The following is a 24,769-nucleotide window of genomic DNA, read 5'->3' as shown; positions in this document are numbered from 1 at the left end:
TCTGAAACCAATAAAACAGGTACAGTATCTCTCTGCTGTACCTGTTTTTTTATGTTATGCTCAAGACACTTACCTAAAATAGCTTAATATTCGATATTCTAAAGTAAAAGACGAATATGTTTAGCAAACACATATGATTAAAAACTGATATGGTTAAAAAACTATTATTGTCAGCCATGCTAGGACTACTCGCCGCCTTGATTATCATCGTTGCGGTACCTTCATTGCGCCCTCAAGGCCTAGAAGACTTACTTTATGGTAAGACCAATAGTGAACCTATCAGTTATAATAAAGCCGTGCGCCGTGCTGCCCCTGCTGTTGTCTACGTCTACAGTAGCTCTAAAGGCAGTTTTTCCCAATCAGGCCGCGAACTCAAATCTCTCGGTTCTGGAGTCATTATGGGCCCCAACGGCTATATCATCACCAATAAACACGTGGTGGATAATCCAGACCAAATCTTAGTGGCTCTACAAGATGGCGCTATTTTTGATGCACTTCTTGTTGGGTCAGATACCTTGACAGATCTTGCTGTTCTGAAAATTGAAGCTGAAAATCTGCCTGTTATCCCAATTAATACCCAACGAATTACCCATGTAGGTGATGTCGTTCTCGCTATTGGTAATCCTTATAATATTGGCCAGACAGTGACTCAAGGGATCATTAGTGCGACTGGCCGTGTTGGCCTTAGCTCCACTCGCAGACAAAATTTTCTACAAACAGATGCTTCAATTAACTCAGGAAATTCAGGTGGCGCATTAATTAATACAGAAGGTGAATTAGTCGGCATTAACACGCTATCGTTTACAGCAGGGCAAGGCGTAAACTCGGAGGGTTTAAGCTTTGCTATCCCTACCGCACTCGCCACTAAAATTATGGAAAAACTTATCCGTGATGGTCGCGTTATTCGTGGCTATATTGGTATCACAGCTCGTGAATTACCTCAAATCAGGTCTAATAATAACAATATCAGTCAAATACAAGGCTTACGTGTTTTCCAAGTCTCACCGAATGGCCCTGCCGACAAATCTGGTATTGTCCAAGGCGACATTATTCTTTCTGTAGATGGAAAACCAGCTATCTCTGCCGCTGAAACAATGGATCTTGTTGCCGAAATACGCCCAGGCAGCAAAGTATCAGTTCAAGTGTTACGTGAAGGGGACATCAAAAATATTGATGTCGTTATTGAAGAGATCCCTGACGGACAAGCGGGTTAATATTCAATTAAAAAAGGTTGTTTAACTTACTGATTGAACAACCTTTTTATCTATTCTTACTGTGCGACCACATTATCATATCGTGTTATATCACAACAAAATAATACAACTCAGTTCGCGATACAGATTCAATTAGTCTTCGGAATGCACACGTTGAATATCTGCACCTAAACCACGCAGTTTATCTTCAATATGTTCATATCCACGATCAATATGATAAATACGATCTACTGTTGTTGTGCCTTCAGCAATACAACCCGCAATCACTAGACTTGCAGATGCGCGTAAGTCTGTCGCCATCACTTGCGCACTTGTCAGCTTTTCAACACCATGGCAAAGCACAGTATTACTTTCAATTTCAGCGTGAGCACCCATGCGGATAAGTTCAGGAATATGCATGAAACGGTTTTCAAAAATAGTTTCCGTTATCATACCTGCACCTTCAGCAACTAAATTCAACAAGCTAAATTGCGCTTGCATGTCTGTCGGAAAACCTGGATGTGGCGCAGTACGTAAAGTAACAGCTTTAGGGCGTTTACCTTCCATATCTAAACTAATCCAATCTTCACCTGTTTCTATCTTAGCGCCGGCCTCTCGCAATTTAGCCAAAACAGCGTCTAAGGTATCAGGGCAAGCATTACGACAAATTACTTTTCCTTTTGATACTGCTGCAGCAATTAAGAACGTGCCTGTTTCAATACGATCAGGCAATACACGGTAAGTACCGCCGCCTAAACGCTCAACACCTTCAATCACGATACGATCTGTGCCCGCACCTGTAATTTTTGCACCTAGCGTATTTAAGAAATTAGCAGTGTCTTCAATTTCAGGTTCGCGAGCCGCGTTCTCAATCGTCGTAGTACCTTCAGCAAGCGTTGCTGCTGTCATGATAGTTACAGTAGCACCTACGCTCACTTTGTCCATCACAATACAAGCGCCTTTTAAACGCCCATTAACCGTTGCTTTAACATAACCATCTTCAAGTACGATGTTAGCACCAAGCTGCTCTAAGCCTGAGATATGTAGATCAACAGGACGCGCACCGATAGCACAGCCCCCCGGTAAAGAAACTTCACCGTGACCAAAACGTGCAACCAATGGCGCTAATGCCCAAATCGAAGCACGCATGGTTTTCACTAGATCATAAGGCGCACAAGTATTTGTTACGTTACGTGCATCAACATACACGGAGCCATTACGCTCAACTTTAGTGCCTAGCTGATTAAGTAATTTAATCGTTGTATCGATGTCTCTAAGATGAGGAACATTCTGTATTTCTACAGGTTCTTCTGCCAGTAGCGCAGCGAACAGGATTGGTAATGCCGCATTTTTTGCGCCAGATATGGTCACCTCACCTTCAAGCCGAGTTGGCCCTTTAACTAAAAACTTATCCATTCAAGTATTCTCGTGTGTCGAATTTTATATACTGTTCGCTTGATTTTTAAGATCAAAAACCATTTAACTTGCGATCACGTTCCCATTGAGCTGGCGTATAAGCTTTGATTGAAAGCGCATGAATGCGATTATCTGCAATATATTCCATCAAGGGTGCATAGACAGCTTGCTGTTGTTTAACACGGCTCATGCCGTCGAACATAGCACCAATGGCAATAACCTGAAAATGGCTACCATCGCCAGTGACGATAGCATCATCTAAAGATAACTTATCCATCAGTACTTGCTTAATTTCGTTGATTTCCATAATGACTCAATTTTATGATTATTCGTGACAGGGTTATATAGACATCTATCCTAAAGCATCCCGCTGAACTCTTAAACCAAAGAAAACGCCTCTGACGCATAAATATACGCAGAGGCGCTATTTTTTACATAAATTGACTTAATTTAAAAGCAAAGCTTTGACACCGTAAAGTTCAATCAATGTATTTAAGTTATCGCTAACGCCAATAATATTTACACTTTGTGATTTCTCGACAATTTCACCTTTAAGGCGAACGAGCATCGCAAGTCCAGTGGAATCCACATGCACTAAGCCAGAAACATCAATTTTTTCAATGCTATTTAGCAATGGTTGCCTTTTATCCCAAAACGAGAGTAATGAATCTCTATCGAGTGTCCCCGATAAAAACAAAGTTGTCTCAGTTTGCTCCCATGCTAATCGCTGACTCATACTACTTGCTCTCTTCTAAAGTAATCGGTGTTTTAGCGCTAATTTCTAGCTGTTTGGTCAAGCCATCAATACCTTGCTTACGAAGGATATCACCCCACTCATTTTGTTTGGTCGTGATCATACTGATGCCTTCAGCAATCATGTCATATGCTTGCCAGTAACCGGTTTTACTATTTTTACGCCATTGGAAATCAAGACGAACAGGTGGGCGACCATTGTTATCGGTGATCGTCACACGAATAGCAACGATATTTTTATCACCAAGTGGCTGTTCTGGCGCAATCTCATAAGTTTGACCATGGTACATGGCAAGTGCTTGACCATATCCTTGCTCTAGATAATTTTCAAAAGCATTGAAATAAGCATCTCGCTGTGCAGGCGTAGCGCCTTTATAGTACGTCCCTAACACTAAAGCGCCCGCATATTTTATTTGCACATAAGGCAGTAACTCTTCACGAACAATCGTCCTTAAATAGTCAGGATCTTGCTTAATTTTAGCTTGCTCTACTTTTAAGCGAGTAAAAGTTTTATCGGCAGCTTCATCCATTAATTTATAAGGGTTCGTTTGATCAATTGCCATTGCAAAAGGCGCAATAACCAACATTGCAACCATCATTAAACGTTTAAACATAATTCATTCCTTTAGTGTCCATAGGGAACATCAAATCAATGTGATGCAGGTTCTGAGCCTTGGCTATCGCCACTTTTATACAAAAACTGTCCGATTAAATCTTCTAACACCATTGCAGGTTTAGTATCTTCTAGACGACCGCCATCTTTTAAGGTGGCAATACCTAATTCTTCGCCTGAAGGGCCAATATTCATCGCAATATATTGTTCGCCCAATAAGCCTGATGTTCTAATCGAAAGTGAGCTCGAATCAGGAATATTGTCGTACTCACGTAACAAATCAATTTTGACATCAGGCACATAGTTGTCTTTATTTAACACAATACTCGAAACTCGACCAACGACGACACCCCCAACTTTCACAGGAGACCCTTCTTTTAGCCCACCAATATTTTCAAAAGAAGCTGATACTTGATAAGTCGGTTGGCTACCAATCGATTTCAGATCAGCGACTTTTAAACATAAAAAGATAATTGCGGCTATCGCCAGCAACATAAAACAACCTACCCATATTTCACTTTTTTTACTTTGCATGACTTAGTTCCCGAACATCAGAGCTGTAAGTATGAAATCTAATCCTAGAACCGATAATGATGCATGAACAACCGTTCTTGTGGTTGCTTGGCTAATCCCCTCAGAGGTCGGCACCGCATCATAACCATTAAATAGTGCTATCCAAGTTACCGTAAAGGCGAAAACTAAGCTTTTGATAACACAGTTGACTAAATCCAATCGCCAATCAATAGAAGACTGCATTGACGCCCAAAAATAACCCTCATCAATGCCTTTCCAATCCACACCAACTATTGCACCGCCTAAAATACCTACAGCCACAAATATTAGTGATAACAATGGCATGCTAATAAAGCCTGCCCAAAACCTTGGTGCAATAACACGTCTTAGGGGATCAACTGCCATCATTTCAAGGCTGGAAATCTGTTCAGTTGCTTTCATCAAACCAATTTCAGCAGTCAGCGCTGAACCCGCTCGCCCTGCAAACAGCAAAGCAGTCACCACAGGGCCCAGTTCACGTAATAGCGATAACGCGACCATCATGCCAAGGCTCGCTTCTGCACTAAATGTTGTGAGTACCAAGTATCCTTGTAGACCTAAAACCATACCAATAAACAATCCAGAAACAGCAATAATCAACAAGGATTGTACACCGACAGCATAAAGTTGCTTCATCAACAACGGCCACTGTTTTTTAATCTCAGGCTTACCAAACAGTGAACGGAATAACATATAGCCAGCTCGGCCAAAAGCTGAAAAAATATCAATCCATCGATGTCCGAAGGCAGCAATCGCCTTTATTATCATTTTATTTTACCCTAATAAATCAGCCAGATAATCATTGGCGGGAAAACGGAATGGAACAGGACCATCTGCGATACCATCCAAGAATTGCCTCACACGAGGATCTTGGTTATTACGTAACTCATCTCCCGTCCCCTTCGCAATAACGTGTTGCTGAGCCACAATATAGGCCTCATCAGCAATACTCAGTACCTCAGGAACATCATGAGAAACAACAACACAGGTCACACCTAAAGCTTGGTTTAATTCATCGATAAGCTTAACTAAAACGCCCATCGTAATTGGGTCTTGCCCAACAAATGGCTCATCGAACATGATCAAATCAGGGTCGAGTGCGATTGCTCTCGCGAGAGCCGCACGACGCGCCATCCCACCTGATAATTCAGAAGGCATCAGTTTTGCTGCGCCACGTAAACCCACAGCTTCTAATTTCATCATTACGGTTGTGTGAATCAATGATTCCGGTAAATCAGTATGCTCACGCAATGGAAAAGCGACATTATTAAATACATCCATATCCGTAAAAAGTGCGCCTGATTGAAAAAGCATGCTCATTTTTTTACGTGACTGATAAAGCTTCGAGCGTGATAGCGCAGGAATGTTATCGCCATCAAACCATATCTCGCCCTTGCTTGGACGCAGCTGGCCACCTATAAGACGCAGCAATGTGGTTTTGCCAATTCCTGATGGCCCCATGATTGCCGTAATTTTACCACGCGGTACTGATAGGTTAATATTTTCAAATATTTGCCTATTACCACGAGTAAACGACATATCTCGTACTTCAATTAAGTTGTCTGTTTGTGCTTGCATTTATCTGATAACTCGTCGTATCGCGTTTAATTTTATCTTTCGTAAGTTTGAATCTTACAGAAAAACAAACCGAAAATCGTCTAATATCACGCCTAAATTTAACTTATAGTTGATGTTCGTTTATATCCTAGTCGTTTTAACTAGGTTTTATATATTATCTTGATTTCTCGTACCGTATTATAACGTTTGGAATATACTTTTTAATATTACAACCGTATTTTATATAAATGAAAGAGATAAAGAACCGTTAAACACCTTCATTATCAACTTATATTTATAAGTAAAAACAACAGATAGCGTTTATTGTCACTTATTTGGTTATTTATTGAGAATACGCGAATTTATCAAAGGATTTTTGGTTCTAGGTGCTAATAAAATAACATTTATCTGATTAACAGCCTCTTTAACTCACAATAAAATAACGTTTAAGCTCGAAAATATCATTAAAGATAGCTTAGCAGACAAAATACTTACTGATACTAAGTATTCGTTATACAATCCTATTTTGCTCATCCGATTAATTAAAAAGCTACCCATGGAACTAGAAATGTCAAACTTCGATTTTCAGCAAGTAGGTAAAGATGTTCTCCATATCGAACGCGAAGGCCTTAACAACCTCGAACAATATATCAATAATGATTTTGACCGTGCTTGTCAGCAAATATTTGCCTGCCAAGGAAAAGTTGTTGTTATGGGAATGGGGAAATCGGGACACATAGGTAGAAAAATTGCAGCAACATTTGCCAGTACAGGAACACCGTCATTTTTTGTTCATCCGGGAGAGGCGAGCCATGGCGATCTCGGCATGATAACAAATAAAGATATTGTATTAGCGATATCTAACTCCGGCGAGTCTGGTGAAATTCTGGCCTTACTGCCAGTCTTAAAACGTATTAAAGTTCCCTTGATTTGCATGACCAATAACCCTGAAAGTAATATGGGTAAATATGCAGATGTTCACCTGTGCATTAAGGTGTTACAAGAGGCTTGTCCACTCGGATTGGCACCAACGACAAGCACCACTGCGACACTCGTCATGGGTGATGCTTTAGCGATAGCCTTACTCACCGCTCGTGGTTTTACGGCTGATGATTTCGCGCTTTCTCATCCAGGTGGCGCACTCGGACGCAAACTTTTACTTCTCGTTCGTGATTTAATGAGCACAGGTGAAGATATACCTTACATTGCAAAAACAGCAACTCTACGCGAAGCACTCGTTGAAATTACGCGTAAAAAATTAGGTATGACGGTTATTTGCGATGACAATATGATTATTGAAGGCATTTTTACTGATGGAGATTTACGCCGTATCTTTGATATGGGCGTTGACCTAAATAATGCTAAAATTGCTGACTTGATGACCCCAGGTGGTATTAAAATCGCCCCCAGCATGCTAGCCGTTGAAGCGCTAAATCTGATGCAATCCAAACATGTTACCTCTTTATTGGTTGCTGAAAACAATAAATTGGTCGGTGTACTGCATATGCATGACCTACTCCAAGCTGGAGTTGTGTAATTAGCATAATGACATTAAGCCTAATATAAATATTTATTGTATTGCTCTATTCATGATAACTAAGAGCTGCTAGGCGGCAAGCAAAGATATCCCAAGGAGCATACAAAAGTATATGACTTGGGTAGCTGAGTGCAGCCAACAACGCTGTAATGCAAAAATTAGCCATATACTCTAAATAATTTGTGTTACAGCTAGGCGGTAAAATGAAGATATCCCGAGGAGCATACACGAGTATGCGACTTGGGTAGCTGAATGAAACCAACAACGCTGTAATGCAAAGTATGACGAGTATTAAAAGGGAAGAATAATGAAAGACACCTGCTACGGCCCTATCGCTAACGTAGTGATAGAAAAAGCAGCAAAAATTAAACTGCTTATTTGTGACGTTGATGGCGTAATGTCTGACGGCTTGATTTATATGGGTAATAACGGTGAAGAGCTCAAGGCATTCAATGTGCGCGATGGCTATGGTATTCGCTGTTTGCTAACCTCTGGGATTGAAGTTGCTATTATTACTGGTAGACAAGCTAAACTCCTTGAAGATAGAGCCAAAACATTGGGTATTACATATCTTTACCAAGGACAGAGCGATAAGCTTTTGGCGTATCACGAACTGTTAGATACACTACAATTAACTCAAGAAGAAACAGCCTATATTGGTGATGACTTGATTGATTGGCCTGTAATGGCAAAAGTCGGTCTATCCGTCGCTGTAGCAGATGCTCATCCGTTATTACTGCCTAAAGCTGACTATGTCACTCAAATTAGTGGTGGTAAAGGGGCCGTTCGAGAACTATGTGACCTCATTCTTCTTTCACAAAATAAATTGGAAGAAGCTAAAGGCTTATCGATTTAAAGAATAGATATCATTTATGAGCAATTCGAAGAAGTGGTTAATTATTATTCTATCGCTGATTGTCCTTGGGCTTATCGGTTGGAATTTATCCGGTAACGACTCGGTAAACATGACAGGTAGTGTAATAAATGATGGTCAACCTAATTATCAGACTGATGATTCAGTCACTTTCGTCTATAATCCGACCGGTGATTTATCTTATAAACTTGTCGCTGATAAAATTGACAACTACACAGAAAGCAAAATTACGTGGTTTTCCAAGCCTGTGTTGACAACCTATAATGACGCAGGCATACCAACGTGGACAATTAGCTCATTCAAAGCACGTTTAACCAAAGATAATGTGCTCTATCTTTATAGTGATGTTCAGGTCAATAGCTTAACGAAAGAATCACAGTTACAACGAATTACAACTGAAAGTGCAGTTGTCAATTTGACAACACAAGACGTTTCATCTGACGATAAAGTCACCATTATTGGACAAGGACTCAATTCTACCGGTTTAAAAATGAAGGGAAATCTTCGTACCAAAACTGCAGAATTAATCGAAGATGTGAAAACTCATTATGTGTTACAACCAGAAGAGCAACAAAATGAAACAAGCCACTAAGCAGTATTTTATTCAAGGAGCTATTGCCAGTGCAATTTTGGCTCTTAGCCTACCCGCTATGGCGCTTAAAAGTGACACTCAGCAGCCAATGACGATTAATTCGGTCAAGCAATCCCTTGATCTAGAAAAAAACATCACGACTTTCACTGATGACGTTGTGATCAAGCAAGGTTCTATCGACATAAAAGCCAATAAAGTTGTCGTCACTCGTCCAAGCAGTGACTCTGATAAAATTGTGATTGAAGCCTTCGGTACTCCTGTCACTTTTTATCAATTACAAGATGATGGCAAACCAATTAAAGGTCATGCAGCAAAAGCGCGATATGAAGTTGATAAACAACTCGTTACCCTAACAGGCAACGCTTATCTTGAGCAGTTAGATAGCAATATCAAAGGCGATAAAATCACTTACGTCGTCCCAACGCAGCAAATGGAAGCATTCAGTGATAAAGGCAAACGTGTAACAACCGTAATATTGCCGGCACAATTACAAGAGAAAGCCCCAGCAGCGGCAAGTTCATCAGCAAATACGACTAAGAGTAAATAATCGTTATGGCAACACTAACCGCAGAGAATCTGGCTAAATCCTATAAAAAGCGCAAGGTTGTTGAAGATGTTAGCCTTGAGGTTAAATCCGGCGAAATTGTAGGTCTACTTGGACCAAACGGTGCCGGTAAAACAACCACCTTTTACATGGTGGTCGGTATTGTTCAGCGGGATGCTGGTAAAATTTTAATTGATGGTGAAGATATCAGCTTACTGCCACTGCACGAACGTGCTCGTCGCGGCATTGGTTATCTTCCTCAAGAAGCGTCTATTTTCCGCCGCCTCAGTGTTTATGATAACCTAATGGCAGTATTAGAAATTCGCCATGACCTAAACACACAGCAGCGTAAAGAAAGAGCTGAAGAGCTCATGGAAGAGTTCAGTATTACTCACCTTCGAGACAGCATGGGTCAATCACTGTCTGGCGGTGAACGTCGCCGAGTAGAAATTGCCCGCGCACTCGCAGCTAATCCGAAATTTATTCTATTGGATGAACCTTTTGCTGGTGTTGACCCTATTTCAGTATTAGATATCAAGAAAATAATCCAACATTTACGTGACTATGGCCTTGGTGTTTTGATAACTGACCATAATGTCCGTGAAACTCTTGATGTGTGTGAAAGAGCTTATATTGTCAGTCAAGGCCACTTAATTGCCCATGGTACACCGGCAATGATCCTTGAAAATGAACAAGTTAAGCGCGTATATTTAGGTGAAGGTTTCCGGTTATAAAGAGTTAAAGCTTATCTTACGATAGGATTTTGCTAAGATAGAAATCAGCTAAATGTTAAAACGATTGAAATTAAAACGGAGAGCAAAACACATTCATGAAGCAAAGTTTGCAGCTCAGAGTCAGTCAACAACTCGCGATGACCCCCCAATTGCAGCAGGCTATTCGTCTGTTACAATTGTCTACACTTGAGCTACAACAAGAAATTCAACTGGCACTTGAAACGAATCCTTTGCTTGAACAAGATGAATTAGATGAGCTCGCACCGAATGACAATCAAGAACACATCACTGATAGCAGCGAAATAGATACAAAAGAAGCATTAGAAAAAAATGATATGCCTGATGAGCTACCGCTGGATGCAGATTGGGATGAAATCTACAGCGCTGGAACCCCTTCAGGCACTAGCAGTGACTATAGCTTTGATGAACTACCCGTTTATCAAGGTGAAACTACTCAAACATTACAAGATTATCTCATCTGGCAAGCTGGACTCACACCGTTTACTGATACTGATCGTGCAATTGCAACTTCAATAATTGATTCCATTGATGATTCGGGCTATCTCACCACTACGGTAGCGGATATCCATGAAGGAATTGATAATCCTGAAATTAGCGTAGAAGAAGTTATTGCGGTTCTAAAACGTATTCAACATTTCGACCCTTTAGGTGTCGCAGCGCAAGACTTGAAAGAGTGTCTACTCATTCAGCTTTCGCTCTACCCAAAAGAAACTCAAGGATTATCAGAAGCCAAACAGATTATTAGCAATCATATTGAGTTACTGGCAAACCGCGATTTCCGCCAGTTAAGTAAATTGACGCGTCTAAAAGAAGATGCGCTCAAAACTGCGATAGACCTAATATTAACCTTGAATCCAAAACCTGGGCAATCCATCAATACTGGAGAATCAGAATACGTCATTCCAGATGTTCTGGTGAAAAAAAATAATGGGCACTGGCAAGTTGAGTTAAATACAGATAGCATCCCTAAACTAAGCATTAATCATCACTATGCTTCATTAATAAATGATAATGTAAGTGAAGGTGACTCACAGTATATTCGCAGTCATCTACAAGATGCGAAATGGTTGATAAAAAGTCTTGAAAGTCGTCATGAGACACTACTCAAAGTAGCAACCTGTATTGTTGAGCAACAACAAGAATTTTTTGAGCTCGGTGACGAATATATGAAACCCATGATATTGGCAGACATTGCTTATCAGGTAGACATGCATGAATCAACAATCTCAAGAGTAACAACTCAAAAGTATCTCCATAGTCCTAGAGGTATTTTTGAATTGAAGTATTTTTTCTCCAGCCACGTAAGCACGGACACCGGAGGAGAAGCTTCCTCAACGGCAATTCGAGCTTTGGTGAAAAAACTGGTTGCTGCTGAAAATCCAGCAAAACCATTGAGCGATAGTAAATTGACGAGTATGCTTGCCGAACAAGGTATTCAAGTTGCTCGTCGTACTGTTGCTAAGTATCGTGAATCGTTATCTATTCCGCCGTCAAATCAGCGTAAACAACTGGTTTAATTGATAAAATAAGGAAGGTTGTATGGAATTTCAGATTACTGGACACAATATTGAACTGACCCCAGCATTGCGCGAAATTGTTGAGAAAAAACTCAAAAAACTAGAGCAATTGTTTGATCGTATTAACAATATTCAAGTCGTCCTGAAAGTTGAAAAAGTTCAGCAAATTGCTGAAGCGACCCTGCAAGTTAATGGTGCCGAGCTTCATGCATCAGCGGAAGAAAACGACATGTATGCAGCAATTGACTTACTGGTTGACAAACTGTCACGCCAATTAACTAAACACAAAGAAAAACTGAGACAACACTAATACATTGATAGGGTCTAGGCCATTGTTACGGTCTAGCCGATGAATGTTCCAAACCAGATGGTGGTATACACCATCTGGTTTTGTAGTCCTAAGTGAATAATAAAATGAATAGTGATATAGAAATCCAATTAAGCGTTGTTTTATCATCAGCCTGCACACGTAATAACTTAGTGTGTACAAGTAAGAAAAGAGCATTAGAAATTATTAGCGAATTGGCTGCCGCTGAGTTGGGATTACCGGAAAACACGGTATTTGAAGCATTATTAACCAGAGAAAAAGTCGGTACTACAGGTATTGGTGGCGGAATTGCCATTCCGCATGGCAAACTTAATGAAAGTGAAAATGCACGCGCTGTTGGCGTCTTTTTACATTTAGAAGAGCCTATCGCTTTTGATGCGATTGATAATCAGCCCGTTGATCTACTTTTCGCATTACTTGTTCCATCAGATCAGTGTAAAACACATTTACATACACTGTCGCTTATCGCTAAAAAGCTTGCAGATAAAACCCTGTGTAAACGCTTGCGCTCTGCACAAAGTGATAATGAGCTGTATAGTATAATTACTGAGTAAGTTATAAGTTTACGCCTTATCGTGATATCGTAATGAAATTATTATGGTTTATACTGTTAAAAAAGAGTCGATACGACGATAGATTAAATAGTTAAATTTACTCAATAACGTATGATCATTAAGCGGATAGATCATTAAATTATCGATCATCAAAAAAACAGTTCATCAAGAAACAGAAGGGAGTGTACTCATGGTGCTGATGATTGTCAGCGGCCGTTCCGGTTCGGGAAAATCCGTGGCCTTACGTGCGCTGGAAGATATGGGTTTCTACTGTGTGGATAACCTACCGGTTGTATTACTACCGGAACTGGCTAATTCACTCGCTGAACGTAATATTTCAGCGGCGGTGAGCATTGACGTGCGTAATATGCCTGATAACCCAGAGATTTTCGAAGAAGCGATTGATAAATTACCACCAACCTTCTCTCCACAGCTATTGTTTCTGGATGCTGATCGTAACACGCTTATTCGCCGTTATAGTGATACCCGTCGATTACATCCTCTTTCAAGCAAAAATTTATCACTCGAAAGTGCGATTGATGAAGAAAATGAGCTACTAGAACCGCTACGCTCAAGAGCTGATTTGGTCATTGATACCTCAGAGATGTCAGTTCATGAACTCGCTGAGATGCTTAGAACGCGTTTAATGGGCAAACGTGAACGAGAGCTCACCATGGTGTTTGAATCATTTGGTTTCAAACATGGTATACCGATTGATGCAGATTATGTTTTTGATGTACGATTTCTGCCCAATCCACATTGGGACCCGAAACTACGCCCAATGACTGGTTTAGATCGCCCCGTTGCGGCCTTCTTAGACAGGCACACTGAAGTCCATAATTTTATTTACCAAACACGCAGTTACCTCGAGTTATGGCTACCAATGTTAGAAACGAATAATCGTAGCTATTTAACTGTCGCTATCGGTTGTACGGGAGGAAAACATCGCTCCGTCTATGTTGCAGAGCAGTTAGCAGATTACTTTCGCTCTAGAGGTAAAAACGTCCAGTCACGTCATAGAACACTAGAAAAACGCAAGTAATGACCGTAAAAGCGACAATAACGCTCAAAAACCGGCTCGGTATGCATGCAAGACCTGCTATGTTACTTTATGATTTGGTTAAACAATTTAACTCAAGGGTTATTTTGCGTAATAATAGCCAAATTGAGGCTGAGGCCGATAGCGTTATTGCGATGTTGATGTTAGACTCGGAACAAGGTAGTAAAATTGATATAGAGGTTAGCGGCCCAGATGAAGATCAGGCGTTATCCGCAATAATTAACCTATTCAATAGTGGTTTTGATGAAGAGTAATTGAATCAAAAAATGACTAATGAATTTATCAATATGCGTGATTTTACAGGTACAGGCCTGAGATCGTGATCATGATCTCTTCCCTTTAAAGCTTATAGCGCCTAATATTTTAAACAACTTAATTTATAGCGACACCCCCTACCTTTTGGGTGGGGGGTGTTTGCTTTGTAGGTCTCTATTGGAGTGTGGTATGACAAAGCCAACAATTATTATCAATGATTTAGATGCAGAACGCTTAGATGCGCTAATGGAACAACCCGCTTATGCAGATACGCCTGTTGCAGATGCGCTGAATGAAGAACTTGATCGTGCTGATATTGTTACCCCACAGGAAATGCCTGCGGATGTCGTCACAATGAACAGTACCGTCCGTTTCCTTGACCTAATTAGTAATGAGGAACGTACTCGTACGCTGGTTTATCCAGCATCATTGAAAGATAGTGCGGAGCAACTATCAGTGATGGCACCAATCGGCGCAGCGCTGTTAGGTCTGCGCGTTAACGATGAAATTAGTTGGGCACTACCAAATGGTGTTGCAACTCGCGTTAGAGTATTAGAGATTATTTATCAGCCAGAAGCGGCTGGTGAATTCCATCGCTAAAGCCTTGAGCTTATAAAAATAGAAAAGACTTAATAAAAAAAGTTTCAACCAAGAAACTCCAATAAGTTTTCTAGATGTTTCAGGCACTCAATGAGTGCCTTTTTTTATTGCAATTTTTTAGCTAAAAAATATTATGAAGAGTAACAAAGAGAATCTATTCCCCTGCAATACTCATCTGTGAAAGTAACACCGAGCCACATTGAATATTACTGCGAGTTTCAATATCGTCGGCAATAGTCACCATATTTGCCCACATATCCTTGAGATTACCAGCGATTGTAATTTCACTGACAGGATATTGGATTTCGCCGTTTTCAACCCAAAAGCCTGATGCACCACGAGAATAATCACCCGTGATACCACTCACACCCTGTCCCATCAGTTCAGTGACAACTAGCCCTGTTCCCATCTGCTTTAACAATGCATCGAAAGAATGCCCTTGCCCAGCGATACGCCAGTTATGAATACCACCAGCATGACCAGTACTTTGTAGACCGAGTTTTCGAGCTGAGTAACTCGTCATTAGCCAAGTTTGCAATACACCGTTTTCAATAATATTGCGCTCAGTAGTGCGAACACCTTCACTGTCAAAAGGTGAAGAGGCTAAGCCGCCCATCAAATGAGGCTGCTCGTTAATTGTTAACCAGCTTGGCAAAATTTGTTTACCTAAGCTATCAAGCAAAAAAGAGGATTTACGGTAAATACTGCTGCCGCTAATCGCACCAACTAAATGACCAAATAATCCTGTCGCCACTTCAGAGGCAAAAATAACTGGCGCCTTCATGGTAGGGAGCTTTCTTGGCGCTAAACGCGACAATGTACGGCGTGCGCATTCTTGTCCCACCCATTCCGGGGATTTAAGTGCATTAAGGCTACGACCGATGGTATAAGCATAATCACGCTCCATCGCACCTTCATGCTCTGCGATAACACAACTGGACATAGAATAGCGACTAGAACTATAGCTTTGCAGCATTCCATGGGAGTTACCAAAGACTCTGACCCCATAATGACCGTTAAAGCTACCACCTTCCGTATTAATAATACGAGGATCCGCATTCAATGCCGCCATTTCAGCTCGCGAAGCCAATTTTATAGCATCTTCAGGTGATACTTCAGTCGCTTGGAATAGATTCAAATCCGGAGCTTCAAACGCTAATAATGATTTATCTGCTACTCCCGCACAGGGATCTTGTGAGGTATAACATGCAATATCAATCGCAGCCTGTACAGTACGCTCAATTGCATCATGGCTTAGATCCGTTGAAGAGGCACTTCCTTTGCGTTGTTGATGATAAACGGTGATCCCTAAAGCACCATCACTATTAAACTCAACATTTTCGACTTCACCTTGGCGAGTACTGACACTAATTCCGGTACTTTTGTTTACTGCAACTTCTGCCGCATCACAACGACTTTTGGCAAATTCCAATGCGTGGGCGACAGCTTCTTCTAATTTTTTACGTTGTTCGTTGACTTGATCAGTTACACTCATGCATTTAATCCAATAATATTGAGGAAAAAAGCCATTTTCTACGCTGATAAGTAAATGTCAGGTAGTCATTAGGGCATTTTCCCAGTTACAATAGGTTTAATATAGCCCAATAAATTCAAATTATAGATAAACAGTAAGTAGAGCTATCTCAATGAACATATAATAATATATGATCTAAGTTATCCCCCACGGCCTACACTCATGTAATTTGAACTATCATGAATATAAGAATGTTAACATTCGTGACTCAGTAGGTCATGTAAATTACACGCAATCGCTCATGTAAATTACATGACCACGTTTTGTAAAAAGGAAAATCAATATGGCCACACAGCCTGAAGACTGGCTGGATGATATCCCAGCGCCGCAAGAAGAAGAGGATGATGAAATTATTTGGGTCAGCAAAAGCGAAATTAAACGCGATGCTGAGATCCTCAAAAAACTGGGAGCCGAGCTTGTTGATTTAAGCAAAAACGAGCTTGAGCGTATTCCATTAGATACCCAATTACTTGATTCAATTGAAATAGCTCAAAGGATCACCCGTGAAGGTCGTCGCCGTCAATTACAGTTTATTGGTAAATTACTGCGCTCACGTGATGTAGATCCAATTACTGAAGCACTTGATAAACTTAAGAATCGCCATAATCAGCAAGCTGTTTATCTTCATAAACTAGAAGATTTACGTATGCGTTTAATCGAAAATGGCGATAACGTGATAGAAGAAGTTGTCGCATTGTTCCCGCATACGGATAGGCAGCAACTTAGGGTGCTAGTACGTAATGCAAAAAAAGAGCGTGAAGGTAATAAGCCCCCTAAAGCTTTCCGTCAAATATTCCAATATTTGAAAGAGCTATCTGAAAGCGCTTAATCGATTTTCCCCTATGCCAAAATATTGGCTTAGGGGAGTTTCTTGATATTAAAATCGATTTTTTATCACCGAGAGAATCGTAGGAAACTCAACGTACCCTTCTCTATCTAAAAAATGACCAGCCTGTTCTTCCATAATGACCTGAGTTTGCAGTGACTCTGCGAGTACTTTCGATGATTGCGGAGATACAATTTCATCATTAGTTGAAATGATTGAGACTCGCTCATCTGCAATGCCAATTAATGCGGCATAATTTAATTTGTTAGGTGTATGAGATTTTAACTCTGGTAATGTTTCCAGCTCACTATCAAAGCCTGAAACTAAGATATAGCCACCGACTTTTTTACCTTGTACGGCTAACTGCTCTAAAAATCTCAATACTGTTACACAACCAAGACTGTGCCCAATCAATATCGTATTTTTATCAATATCAATAGGTAAATCAATCAAGTGCTGCTGCCATTTTTGAGGATTAGGCGATAATGGTTCTGGCATTTCAGGCACATTCACTAATGCACCCAATGACTCTAATTCAGCTTTAAGCCAAGGAAACCAGTTTTTAGCAGGGGATGCGGTATAGCCATGCACAATAACAAATTTTTTATTGTTAAATTGCCCAATGTTAGATGTGATACTGCCCATAGAAAGGTTCCGTTCAAAATAAATGAATTACATATAACTGTATCATAGGTCTTGAGCGGATTTATTAGAGTTTTTTGTTATATCTAAGGCAAAAATAAATTCATTTTCCCACATATCTTGTGCGTCATTCATCACGTCAATAATATTCGAGAATTCAATTCGCTGTATTGAAGTCATATGCGCAAAAACGATGGTGACGGGCAATTCAATACCCGCAGAAACCATATCCCACAAAGCATCAAGATTGTGTCCGAACCAAGCTGGCAGCGAAAACTGTTGTTGAAATTGAGCATAAAAATCTTCAATACTTTTAATCTCATTAAAATCAAAAACAACTTTATGGTTCATTGCTGATGACCTTCTAGTTCACTTGCTGGAAGCTTTTGTAATGATCTAATGTGACAAAAATCATCCCATCAGAGGAATACATCAGGCGATCTGCACCTCGATGACCACAACGGTAGTTAATATCCGCCTCAAACCATTGACGATTAGGTGAAATCGGCAAACGCTTTTCACGATTTAAAAATTTATCACCACCAATCGCTTTACCCGGTAACACCTCGCAAAGATTGCCTTTTTTAGCATCCCAACCCGCTAATCTTGCATCTTTTTTCGTCACATAAAAATCAGGCAATTTTTGATGTTTCTGCACATAGCTAACCACATTACGTTGCTGTGTTAGCGCATCAATTTCTTGTGCATTTTCATTACGTATCGACTGCTCAGGCGGAGAAATAGGCCTTTCGACCTGTTCTTTGTCATGAAGATCGTCGCCTTTAAAATAAAGGCTAATGGCTATCAGTATTGCCATGAGGATCATGGAAATAATTCGTTTATTCATCTATCCCCTTCATTCTTCAATTTGTAGCCGTGTTAGCTACGCTCACTCACCCTAGTCACCTACTTTTGTAGGCTCCTAGGGATATTGTATGGGGAGCTATGCCGTACCACCCACTGTCAATTTGTCGAGTTTCAAGGTTGGTTGACCAACACCTACAGGCACGCTTTGTCCTTCTTTACCGCAAACACCAACGCCTTGGTCTAAGGCTAAATCATTACCGACCATGGAAATTTGCTGCATTGCTTCAACCCCAGAGCCAATCAAGGTTGCGCCTTTTACTGGCGAGGTGATTTTTCCGTTTTCAATCAAATACGCTTCAGATGTTGAGAACACAAATTTACCTGACGTAATATCGACCTGACCACCACCAAAGTTTGGTGCATAAATCCCTTTTTCGACACTGGCAATTATTTCTTCCGGTGTTGAAGAACCCGCCAACATATAGGTATTTGTCATACGAGGCATCGGTAAATGGGCATAAGATTCACGACGTGCATTACCTGTTGGTGCAACACCCATTAATCGTGCATTCAGTTTATCCTGAATATAATTACGCAAAATACCATTTTCTATTAGGACGTTATATTGGCCAGGTACACCTTCATCGTCGACCGCCAATGAACCACGACGCCCCACAATAGTACCGTCATCTACAACAGTACAAAGTGATGATGCAACCTGCTCGCCCATTTGGCCAGAGAACACCGACGTACCGCGACGATTAAAATCACCTTCAAGTCCGTGCCCTACTGCTTCATGTAACAATACACCTGGCCAACCCGCACCTAAAACGACAGGCATCATACCGGCAGGTGCTGCAATAGCCGATAAATTAACTAATGCCATACGCACGGCTTCACGTGCATATTGCTCAGCAATAATTTGACCTTGATGAGTTTCTAAAAAGTATTCATATCCATAACGACCACCGCCGCCACTCGCACCACGTTCACGCTTACCATCATGCTCAACTAATACACTGACCGATAAACGAACTAATGGGCGAATATCAGCTGCTAAAGTACCATCAATGGCTGCGACCAATATTTGCTCATACACACCTGTTAAACTGGCATTAACTTCAATGACACGAGAGTCTTCTGCTCTTGCGATTTGATCAACACGGTGCAACAAATCAATTTTCTGCTCACGAGATAAACTATTTAACGGGTCAGCTTGTGAATATAATTGTTTATATTCAACATTCGTGAGAACTTTCGATTTACCCGAACCGAGCTCACTAACAATACTGCGCGCTGCTGTTGCACTCTGTGTTAGTGCGAGCAGTGAAATTTGATCGGCATAAGCAAAACCGGTTTTTTCGCCGCTAACCGCTCTCACACCTACACCTTGGTCAATGTTATAAGAACCATCTTTGATGATCCTATCTTCAAGCACCCACGACTCATGGAAACTTGACTGAAAAAATAAATCAGCGTAATCAAGATGGCGCTCAGATAGCAGGCCTAAAATGTCATATAGATTTTCTTGCCCAAGACGATTGGCGGTCAGCAAATGGTCGCTGACAGAAGCTAAACTCATATTTATTACTCTTTAGTTGTCGTGTCTTTTTTAATTAATGATGTCAGTTGCGGTCTAAAGCGGTTATGTTTCACCACTTTTATTTGCTCACGCATGACACTCAAACTGTCGGTTTTAATATTCAATACGATGGACGCAACCGCATCCACATTCTTTTTAATCACTTTGCCCCAACCATCAACAGCCATGGTGTGCCCCCAAGTACGGCGAGTACCGCCATGTACTCCAACTTGGGCAGGAGCTAAAACATAGCATTGGTTTTCAATCGCTCTGGCACGTAATAAAGGTTCCCAATGGGCTTGCCCTGTATAGCGTGTAAATGCAGCAGGTACAGAAATAATTTCAGCGCCTTGTTCACGTAATGCTTGAAATAAGCCGGGGAAACGTAAATCATAACAAATTGTCATACCTAAGCGCCCAACAGGGGTATCAACAACCGTGATGTGTTCACCACGTTGATAAATGACCGATTCGTTATAGGTACCTTGTTCATCTTCAAGATTCACATCAAACATATGAATTTTATCATAACGCGCTTTGATATTACCTTCTGAATCAAATAATAGGCTAGTGCTCGTAATGCGCTCAGGATCTTCACGGCTAATCATTGGCATCGAACCTATTAAAATCCATAGGTTATAACGTTTCGCCATCGCGCTGATCGCATCTTGTAATGGGCCTTTACCTTCCACTTCTGCCTTTTTACGGTAAGTGGCTGCATCTGCAAATAACAGTGCATTTTCAGGCGTTAATACCAATTCAACCGATTCTGGCAGCTGTTTGATCTGTTGTTCTATCTGCGCCAAATTGTGTTTAGTATTATTTCCGCTACATAACTGCAAAAGTGCAACGTTGCCATTTTTCATTACTCTTGAGTCTCCTTTAGTTGACGTAATACTTCATCAATTTTTGGCTCGTCCATACTACCGGTAACACGGTACCGAATAACGGAGATTTTACTCCATAGCGGCCCGAGCACTTTAGACGCCGCAAATACGGCTGCTCCTGCAAATGGATTAATCACAAATGCAGTTGCTACACCTACTGTAGCAGAAATTTCAGGTGTAATGACCGCCTCTAAATTAATTTGACGTTTAACTAAATCAATTTCACCGTTTAATGCAATATCTGCCACTAATCCATCAAGGTATAAATTTTTTGATGAGAGAATACCATTATGAATAGAAGCATTCCCTTTAATCGAATCAAAATCAAAATCATCACTGAAAGTATCGCGAAAATCTAATCGAAGTTTACGCAATAAAGCATCAAAACTGACTAAGCGTAAAATTTGACCCGCGCGACCGCCGCCCATTTGCGCAATAGCGCCTTTACCCAGATTAGCGGATAACTTACCATTTAAAGTCGCTAAATCGGGTGACCAAGGCACATTTTTCCAATTCAAATCAAACTCAATAGTATAAGGCGATTCAATAATCGGCACTAAAATACCGAGATAAGCTGCGGTTTCATCAAATGCCTCTCCCGTTAAAGAGCCTGCTATTTCAGTTTCATTAACTTTGCCACCGCGCCATAAAGCATCTAGTTTTAGCTGCGCAGCACTATTGTTAAGTGTCCCACCCGTTAACTTCAATACATCCCCTTGAGGTTGCAAATTGGCTTTAATTTCACCCAATTTTTGCCCGCCAACCCAGCAATCTCGACAATGAATATTAATCGCAGGCCAACGGCTGAAATTAAATTCTGAAGGTTGTGTTGGGTCATTCTGCGAATCAGAAAAAGAAGAGGGGTTGTAATACAGATAATCAACCGTTAAAACCCAAGGCAGATGCGCAAAAATTTGCAACTGTCCTTTTAGATTTTCACTTTCGACACTCACCAGTTGCTCACTGGTCCACAAGTTGTATGAAAAACTGACATCTTTCCATGTCTGCCCAGCTAAATAAAGGGATGGAGCCTTCACTTGTACAATTTCAGGTAACCCAACTTTAGCGACACCACCACCCACATTAGAAGACAAAAATGAGCTACCCAACTTTTCCCAATTCACATCTGTTATTGCAGGTAAATCGACTAAAATAATCGCTGTTTTAGGTAAATCAAGGGTCTTGCCATTCCACTTAGCGATATGCGCTTTTTGCAGTTTTAACGGGTCGCTATTTAGCAGCCATTCAGTATTAAAACCAAGACGTTGGCCAATATCCCCACTCACAACGAGCTGTTCCGTTGTTCCCTTAGCCTGTACATTTATTTGGCCAAGCTGCTGTAAAAGTGCACTATCAAGTGCGGGTAATTGGCTTTTTAACTGTTTCAGTCCGGCGGTAATCTCAATGTCTAATGCCGGTTTTGCTTTTATTGAATCTGGTAAAGTTATCTTAATATGACTTTTCCAATCACTGGTTCCAGAAACTTTCTGTTTAATCTCATTCGGGATCATCGCCAATTTATTCAAAGCCCAATTACCCGTTAAATTAACATCAACTTGATAATCTTTGCTTCCCGCCAATGTTGAAAAATCAACAGAAATTGGCTGACCAAACCATTGCGCTTGAATTTGATCGCTCGTCAAATCGCCATTATTAAATCGAAAACTGCCCGTTAATGCCGATAGTTTGCTATCAATAGGTTGGATGTATAAATCATTTTTATTGAGATTGACCTGCCCTTTCGCGACAACATCTTTGCCCTCAGAAAGTGGAATAGACAACTCGAGATTGCCATTGACCACACCACCGATTTGTAACTCTTCTAGCGTATCTCCAATCGAATGCTTCATTGGCGTATGCGTGAAATACTGCTGAATTTGCGATCCCGTGCCACTGATGCCCGCATCGATAAATAACATTTCATCATGATAATTACGAATAACGGCATCTAAATTTGTTGCTGTTGCATTACCTAATTTGACGCTATCGGTATGCATTGCAAGGCTTGCACGTTTAAAATCAAGGTCAAGGTCTAAATTTAATAGCGCAGGCCACTGATCATCATATTCAAAAGTTGCCTCTCTCAATGGCACAAAGACCTGAAACTGACCATCGTTATTATCATAAGGGAAATGTGCTGGATCTCCTTTATATACCAACGTTGCGTTATCTACATGACCCGCAATAATGGCTTTTGTCAGATAATCAGCAACATCTTGTCCCATTAATTTTTGTGGAAAATAACGCCAGGCATCACCTGCATCCTCTAAGCGTATTCCAGCAAGAATAGCGAGATCGGCATAAGGGTCTTTTTTCGCTTGCGCATAGGTAAATTCACCATTTACCCACAAAGATTTAGCTTGGACATCCAGTGACTGGCTCCATAATTTAAATTCACTGTCGTTATTCAACCAATTTAACTGGCCTGTAGCACGGCTTATTTCAAAAGGAGCTTTAAATTCATCCTGATAATCAACATCACTATTGAGTAATGAAAAAGAAAGATTTCCGCCGTCCGTTCCGCCATTCAATACGCCACTAAAGTGATTAACAGAAGGTAATTGCTTCCATTTTTTCCAGCTAACATCCTGCCAATCCATACTTATTTGTGTATGCTCAACAGTGTCCTGCGTTACATCTAGGGAGAACTCAGTGACGACACCTGTTGGCTGACGGTGTTGCCAATCTTGTACCATGTCAGGGGTGACAAACGAAAATGTAGGCAACACTTCACTAAGGCGCTCAAGTTCAATATTTTTAGCGCGAATTCGCCAATGGCCCTTATTTTGATATTTTTTTGATGAAGGCAAATAAAGAACAGAAACACTACCTTGAGGCCAAATGTATTCATTGGTTTTTAACGTATCAAGCTCTGGAATATTAAATAACCATCCATTACCTTGACGCTTCATTCGGACTAATAAATCATTAACTTGCAGGTTTTGCGTTAACTCATCGCTTCCCCAATTAGCTTCGCCCTGACGTAATTGGACAAGACCATTATCGATGCGGCTATTTTTAATCGTCACCCAAGAAGAAAGACTGAAATTAGCATCTCGCAAACTGGTATTTTCACGCAACCAACGACTTAACCAAGGTTGCATATCAATATTATCGGCCTGTAAATAGAAAATACCGTCACTCAAAGTACCATTTTTATCAGATACATCGAGTTTGATTTGTAAGTAGCTACGCTGCTTATTAAGCGTTTCAAGGCTAACGAATCCTTGAGCACGATGACGTTCATTTTGATTGAGCCAAGAAAGCTCAGGTAAAATCAGCGTCATTTTTTGTTCAGAGGGGGTAAGAAAAGTGAATTGGCTATTTTTTAAGACGAAGTGATCAAATTGATGTAAAAACAGATCTTCAATGCCATCAAAGGATTGATCGTTAGTTGACCCATCTAAACTAAATGGCGTTTTATGATCAACATTGAGTTGATAAAATGTCAGATCGCGAAAACGCCAGCGCAGTGAAAACAGTGAATGCCAAATATCCAATTCAACTGTAATTTTACTGATGCTCGCATCTGTCGTTTCACTTTTAAGAGCAACATCCGACAAGGTAAATACAGGGCCAAAATATTGCCAAGCCCCATCAATATTACCGATTTGTAATGCAATATCTGCACGTTTTTCAATATAAGAAACAATATCTTGCCGATAGCTATTAATGTTTGGTAAGAAAAAGCGTAGCCCCGTCAACACTAACGCGCAAAGCAACAATACAACAGCTGTCGTTACTAATACAACGCGTGGCAGTCGTTTCACCGATTTCTCCTATGCACGAAT

The 24,769-nt window shown here is 40.7% G+C and carries 27 protein-coding genes; 13 read left to right on the top strand and 14 right to left on the bottom strand.

The genetic code is table 11. From position 1 onward, the window contains the following. Positions 1 to 149 precede the first annotated feature (149 nt). Complete coding sequence (degS, locus tag DD649_RS09365; protein ID WP_294106535.1) at positions 150 to 1,214, top strand: outer membrane-stress sensor serine endopeptidase DegS; 1,065 nt, start codon at positions 150 to 152, stop codon at positions 1,212 to 1,214. Between the two features lie 132 nt (positions 1,215 to 1,346). On the opposite strand, the gene murA is transcribed toward degS, so the two are convergent. The 7 genes from murA to mlaF all read right to left on the bottom strand — a co-directional run bounded on the left by murA (position 1,347) and on the right by mlaF (position 6,105). Continuing rightward, on the bottom strand, positions 1,347 to 2,609 hold the full coding sequence (gene murA, locus DD649_RS09360) for a UDP-N-acetylglucosamine 1-carboxyvinyltransferase (RefSeq protein ID WP_294106533.1): 1,263 nt from the start codon (positions 2,607 to 2,609) through the stop codon (positions 1,347 to 1,349). Between the two features lie 52 nt (positions 2,610 to 2,661). After that, positions 2,662 to 2,916 carry a BolA/IbaG family iron-sulfur metabolism protein gene (ibaG, locus tag DD649_RS09355; protein WP_336430241.1) on the bottom strand — a complete coding sequence of 85 codons (255 nt, stop codon included), beginning with the start codon at positions 2,914 to 2,916 and terminating at the stop codon, positions 2,662 to 2,664. Positions 2,917 to 3,054: 138 nt separating this feature from the next. Beyond that, positions 3,055 to 3,345 carry a lipid asymmetry maintenance protein MlaB gene (mlaB, locus tag DD649_RS09350; RefSeq protein ID WP_294106526.1) on the bottom strand — a complete coding sequence of 97 codons (291 nt, stop codon included), beginning with the start codon at positions 3,343 to 3,345 and terminating at the stop codon, positions 3,055 to 3,057. A gap of 1 nt (position 3,346) precedes the next feature. Next, entirely contained in the window at positions 3,347 to 3,976 is a 630-nt protein-coding gene (gene mlaC / locus DD649_RS09345) for a phospholipid-binding protein MlaC (protein WP_294106524.1), read from the bottom strand. Positions 3,977 to 4,011: 35 nt separating this feature from the next. After that, the gene (gene mlaD / locus DD649_RS09340) at positions 4,012 to 4,509 is read right to left on the bottom strand and encodes an outer membrane lipid asymmetry maintenance protein MlaD (RefSeq protein ID WP_336430234.1); all 498 of its coding nucleotides are present in this window, start codon (positions 4,507 to 4,509) and stop codon (positions 4,012 to 4,014) included. A 3-nt stretch (positions 4,510 to 4,512) separates the two neighbouring features. After that, complete coding sequence (gene mlaE / locus DD649_RS09335) at positions 4,513 to 5,295, bottom strand: lipid asymmetry maintenance ABC transporter permease subunit MlaE (RefSeq protein ID WP_294106520.1); 783 nt, start codon at positions 5,293 to 5,295, stop codon at positions 4,513 to 4,515. Between the two features lie 6 nt (positions 5,296 to 5,301). Further along, positions 5,302 to 6,105 carry a phospholipid ABC transporter ATP-binding protein MlaF gene (gene mlaF / locus DD649_RS09330; protein WP_294106518.1) on the bottom strand — a complete coding sequence of 268 codons (804 nt, stop codon included), beginning with the start codon at positions 6,103 to 6,105 and terminating at the stop codon, positions 5,302 to 5,304. Between the two features lie 547 nt (positions 6,106 to 6,652). Here mlaF and kdsD point away from each other — a divergent pair. The 11 genes from kdsD to rnk all read left to right on the top strand — a co-directional run bounded on the left by kdsD (position 6,653) and on the right by rnk (position 14,700). Beyond that, entirely contained in the window at positions 6,653 to 7,621 is a 969-nt protein-coding gene (kdsD, locus tag DD649_RS09325; protein ID WP_294106515.1) for an arabinose-5-phosphate isomerase KdsD, read from the top strand. A gap of 307 nt (positions 7,622 to 7,928) precedes the next feature. After that, positions 7,929 to 8,477 carry a 3-deoxy-manno-octulosonate-8-phosphatase KdsC gene (gene kdsC, locus DD649_RS09320; RefSeq protein WP_294106512.1) on the top strand — a complete coding sequence of 183 codons (549 nt, stop codon included), beginning with the start codon at positions 7,929 to 7,931 and terminating at the stop codon, positions 8,475 to 8,477. Between the two features lie 16 nt (positions 8,478 to 8,493). Further along, positions 8,494 to 9,087, top strand: coding sequence for an LPS export ABC transporter periplasmic protein LptC (lptC, locus tag DD649_RS09315; RefSeq protein ID WP_294106508.1), 594 nt, complete (start codon positions 8,494 to 8,496; stop codon positions 9,085 to 9,087). After that, entirely contained in the window at positions 9,071 to 9,634 is a 564-nt protein-coding gene (gene lptA / locus DD649_RS09310; protein WP_294106506.1) for a lipopolysaccharide ABC transporter substrate-binding protein LptA, read from the top strand. The genes lptC and lptA overlap by 17 nt, the downstream gene beginning before the upstream one ends. Before the next feature lie 5 nt (positions 9,635 to 9,639). Continuing rightward, positions 9,640 to 10,365, top strand: coding sequence for an LPS export ABC transporter ATP-binding protein (lptB, locus tag DD649_RS09305; protein ID WP_294106503.1), 726 nt, complete (start codon positions 9,640 to 9,642; stop codon positions 10,363 to 10,365). A gap of 95 nt (positions 10,366 to 10,460) precedes the next feature. Further along, complete coding sequence (rpoN, locus tag DD649_RS09300) at positions 10,461 to 11,903, top strand: RNA polymerase factor sigma-54 (protein ID WP_294106501.1); 1,443 nt, start codon at positions 10,461 to 10,463, stop codon at positions 11,901 to 11,903. A gap of 22 nt (positions 11,904 to 11,925) precedes the next feature. Beyond that, on the top strand, positions 11,926 to 12,213 hold the full coding sequence (gene hpf, locus DD649_RS09295; RefSeq protein ID WP_294106498.1) for a ribosome hibernation promoting factor: 288 nt from the start codon (positions 11,926 to 11,928) through the stop codon (positions 12,211 to 12,213). A 104-nt stretch (positions 12,214 to 12,317) separates the two neighbouring features. Further along, the gene (gene ptsN / locus DD649_RS09290; protein ID WP_294106495.1) at positions 12,318 to 12,785 is read left to right on the top strand and encodes a PTS IIA-like nitrogen regulatory protein PtsN; all 468 of its coding nucleotides are present in this window, start codon (positions 12,318 to 12,320) and stop codon (positions 12,783 to 12,785) included. A 190-nt stretch (positions 12,786 to 12,975) separates the two neighbouring features. Beyond that, positions 12,976 to 13,827 (top strand): RNase adapter RapZ, encoded by an 852-nt coding sequence (rapZ, locus tag DD649_RS09285; RefSeq protein ID WP_294106490.1) that lies wholly within the window; start codon positions 12,976 to 12,978, stop codon positions 13,825 to 13,827. After that, on the top strand, positions 13,827 to 14,099 hold the full coding sequence (gene npr, locus DD649_RS09280) for a PTS phosphocarrier protein NPr (protein ID WP_294106487.1): 273 nt from the start codon (positions 13,827 to 13,829) through the stop codon (positions 14,097 to 14,099). Before rapZ ends, npr begins: the two co-directional genes overlap by 1 nt. Before the next feature lie 190 nt (positions 14,100 to 14,289). Next, entirely contained in the window at positions 14,290 to 14,700 is a 411-nt protein-coding gene (rnk, locus tag DD649_RS09275; protein ID WP_294106482.1) for a nucleoside diphosphate kinase regulator, read from the top strand. Positions 14,701 to 14,854: 154 nt separating this feature from the next. Here rnk and pmbA read toward each other — a convergent pair whose 3' ends face one another. After that, positions 14,855 to 16,195, bottom strand: a complete 1,341-nt coding sequence (gene pmbA, locus DD649_RS09270) for a metalloprotease PmbA (RefSeq protein WP_294106479.1) — start codon at positions 16,193 to 16,195, stop codon at positions 14,855 to 14,857. A gap of 322 nt (positions 16,196 to 16,517) precedes the next feature. On the opposite strand from pmbA, the gene yjgA reads away from it, so the two are divergent. After that, positions 16,518 to 17,063, top strand: a complete 546-nt coding sequence (gene yjgA / locus DD649_RS09265) for a ribosome biogenesis factor YjgA (protein ID WP_294106477.1) — start codon at positions 16,518 to 16,520, stop codon at positions 17,061 to 17,063. 48 nt (positions 17,064 to 17,111) lie between these two features. On the opposite strand, the gene DD649_RS09260 is transcribed toward yjgA, so the two are convergent. The 6 genes from DD649_RS09260 to yhdP form a co-directional block, all read right to left on the bottom strand. Then, positions 17,112 to 17,705, bottom strand: coding sequence for an alpha/beta hydrolase (locus tag DD649_RS09260; RefSeq protein ID WP_294106476.1), 594 nt, complete (start codon positions 17,703 to 17,705; stop codon positions 17,112 to 17,114). A 42-nt stretch (positions 17,706 to 17,747) separates the two neighbouring features. After that, positions 17,748 to 18,053: a barstar family protein gene (locus DD649_RS09255; protein ID WP_336430209.1), complete on the bottom strand. Its 306-nt coding sequence runs from the start codon at positions 18,051 to 18,053 to the stop codon at positions 17,748 to 17,750. Positions 18,054 to 18,066: 13 nt separating this feature from the next. Continuing rightward, on the bottom strand, positions 18,067 to 18,549 hold the full coding sequence (locus DD649_RS09250) for a ribonuclease domain-containing protein (RefSeq protein ID WP_294106470.1): 483 nt from the start codon (positions 18,547 to 18,549) through the stop codon (positions 18,067 to 18,069). A 96-nt stretch (positions 18,550 to 18,645) separates the two neighbouring features. Then, positions 18,646 to 20,091: a metalloprotease TldD gene (gene tldD, locus DD649_RS09245; RefSeq protein ID WP_294106469.1), complete on the bottom strand. Its 1,446-nt coding sequence runs from the start codon at positions 20,089 to 20,091 to the stop codon at positions 18,646 to 18,648. Positions 20,092 to 20,096: 5 nt separating this feature from the next. Further along, positions 20,097 to 20,957 (bottom strand): deaminated glutathione amidase, encoded by an 861-nt coding sequence (gene nit1, locus DD649_RS09240; protein ID WP_294106467.1) that lies wholly within the window; start codon positions 20,955 to 20,957, stop codon positions 20,097 to 20,099. Then, the gene (gene yhdP / locus DD649_RS09235; RefSeq protein WP_294106464.1) at positions 20,957 to 24,748 is read right to left on the bottom strand and encodes an AsmA2 domain-containing protein YhdP; all 3,792 of its coding nucleotides are present in this window, start codon (positions 24,746 to 24,748) and stop codon (positions 20,957 to 20,959) included. The genes nit1 and yhdP overlap by 1 nt, the downstream gene beginning before the upstream one ends. Between the last annotated feature and the right edge of the window lie 21 nt (positions 24,749 to 24,769).

This window comes from Providencia sp., assembly GCF_003533305.1.
Taxonomy (GTDB): Bacteria; Pseudomonadota; Gammaproteobacteria; order Enterobacterales; family Enterobacteriaceae; genus Providencia.
This window is presented reverse-complemented; position numbering and strand designations above follow the sequence as displayed.

Bases quoted from the DNA above. Each gene is read 5' to 3' on its own strand.
- nit1 (WP_294106467.1), bottom strand. From the start codon at position 20,957: ATGAAAAATGGCAACGTTGCACTTTTGCAGTTATGTAGCGGAAATAAT.
- tldD (WP_294106469.1), bottom strand. From the start codon at position 20,091: ATGAGTTTAGCTTCTGTCAGCGACCATTTGCTGACCGCCAATCGTCTT.
- rapZ (WP_294106490.1), top strand. From the start codon at position 12,976: ATGGTGCTGATGATTGTCAGCGGCCGTTCCGGTTCGGGAAAATCCGTG.
- hpf (WP_294106498.1), top strand. From the start codon at position 11,926: ATGGAATTTCAGATTACTGGACACAATATTGAACTGACCCCAGCATTG.
- murA (WP_294106533.1), bottom strand. From the start codon at position 2,609: ATGGATAAGTTTTTAGTTAAAGGGCCAACTCGGCTTGAAGGTGAGGTG.
- lptC (WP_294106508.1), top strand. From the start codon at position 8,494: ATGAGCAATTCGAAGAAGTGGTTAATTATTATTCTATCGCTGATTGTC.
- mlaC (WP_294106524.1), bottom strand. From the start codon at position 3,976: ATGTTTAAACGTTTAATGATGGTTGCAATGTTGGTTATTGCGCCTTTT.
- lptB (WP_294106503.1), top strand. From the start codon at position 9,640: ATGGCAACACTAACCGCAGAGAATCTGGCTAAATCCTATAAAAAGCGC.
- lptA (WP_294106506.1), top strand. From the start codon at position 9,071: ATGAAACAAGCCACTAAGCAGTATTTTATTCAAGGAGCTATTGCCAGT.
- degS (WP_294106535.1), top strand. From the start codon at position 150: ATGGTTAAAAAACTATTATTGTCAGCCATGCTAGGACTACTCGCCGCC.
- DD649_RS09250 (WP_294106470.1), bottom strand. From the start codon at position 18,549: ATGAATAAACGAATTATTTCCATGATCCTCATGGCAATACTGATAGCC.
- rnk (WP_294106482.1), top strand. From the start codon at position 14,290: ATGACAAAGCCAACAATTATTATCAATGATTTAGATGCAGAACGCTTA.
- npr (WP_294106487.1), top strand. From the start codon at position 13,827: ATGACCGTAAAAGCGACAATAACGCTCAAAAACCGGCTCGGTATGCAT.
- kdsD (WP_294106515.1), top strand. From the start codon at position 6,653: ATGTCAAACTTCGATTTTCAGCAAGTAGGTAAAGATGTTCTCCATATC.
- rpoN (WP_294106501.1), top strand. From the start codon at position 10,461: ATGAAGCAAAGTTTGCAGCTCAGAGTCAGTCAACAACTCGCGATGACC.
- ibaG (WP_336430241.1), bottom strand. From the start codon at position 2,916: ATGGAAATCAACGAAATTAAGCAAGTACTGATGGATAAGTTATCTTTA.
- DD649_RS09260 (WP_294106476.1), bottom strand. From the start codon at position 17,705: ATGGGCAGTATCACATCTAACATTGGGCAATTTAACAATAAAAAATTT.
- kdsC (WP_294106512.1), top strand. From the start codon at position 7,929: ATGAAAGACACCTGCTACGGCCCTATCGCTAACGTAGTGATAGAAAAA.
- yjgA (WP_294106477.1), top strand. From the start codon at position 16,518: ATGGCCACACAGCCTGAAGACTGGCTGGATGATATCCCAGCGCCGCAA.
- ptsN (WP_294106495.1), top strand. From the start codon at position 12,318: ATGAATAGTGATATAGAAATCCAATTAAGCGTTGTTTTATCATCAGCC.
- mlaF (WP_294106518.1), bottom strand. From the start codon at position 6,105: ATGCAAGCACAAACAGACAACTTAATTGAAGTACGAGATATGTCGTTT.
- pmbA (WP_294106479.1), bottom strand. From the start codon at position 16,195: ATGAGTGTAACTGATCAAGTCAACGAACAACGTAAAAAATTAGAAGAA.
- mlaE (WP_294106520.1), bottom strand. From the start codon at position 5,295: ATGATAATAAAGGCGATTGCTGCCTTCGGACATCGATGGATTGATATT.
- mlaB (WP_294106526.1), bottom strand. From the start codon at position 3,345: ATGAGTCAGCGATTAGCATGGGAGCAAACTGAGACAACTTTGTTTTTA.
- mlaD (WP_336430234.1), bottom strand. From the start codon at position 4,509: ATGCAAAGTAAAAAAAGTGAAATATGGGTAGGTTGTTTTATGTTGCTG.
- DD649_RS09255 (WP_336430209.1), bottom strand. From the start codon at position 18,053: ATGAACCATAAAGTTGTTTTTGATTTTAATGAGATTAAAAGTATTGAA.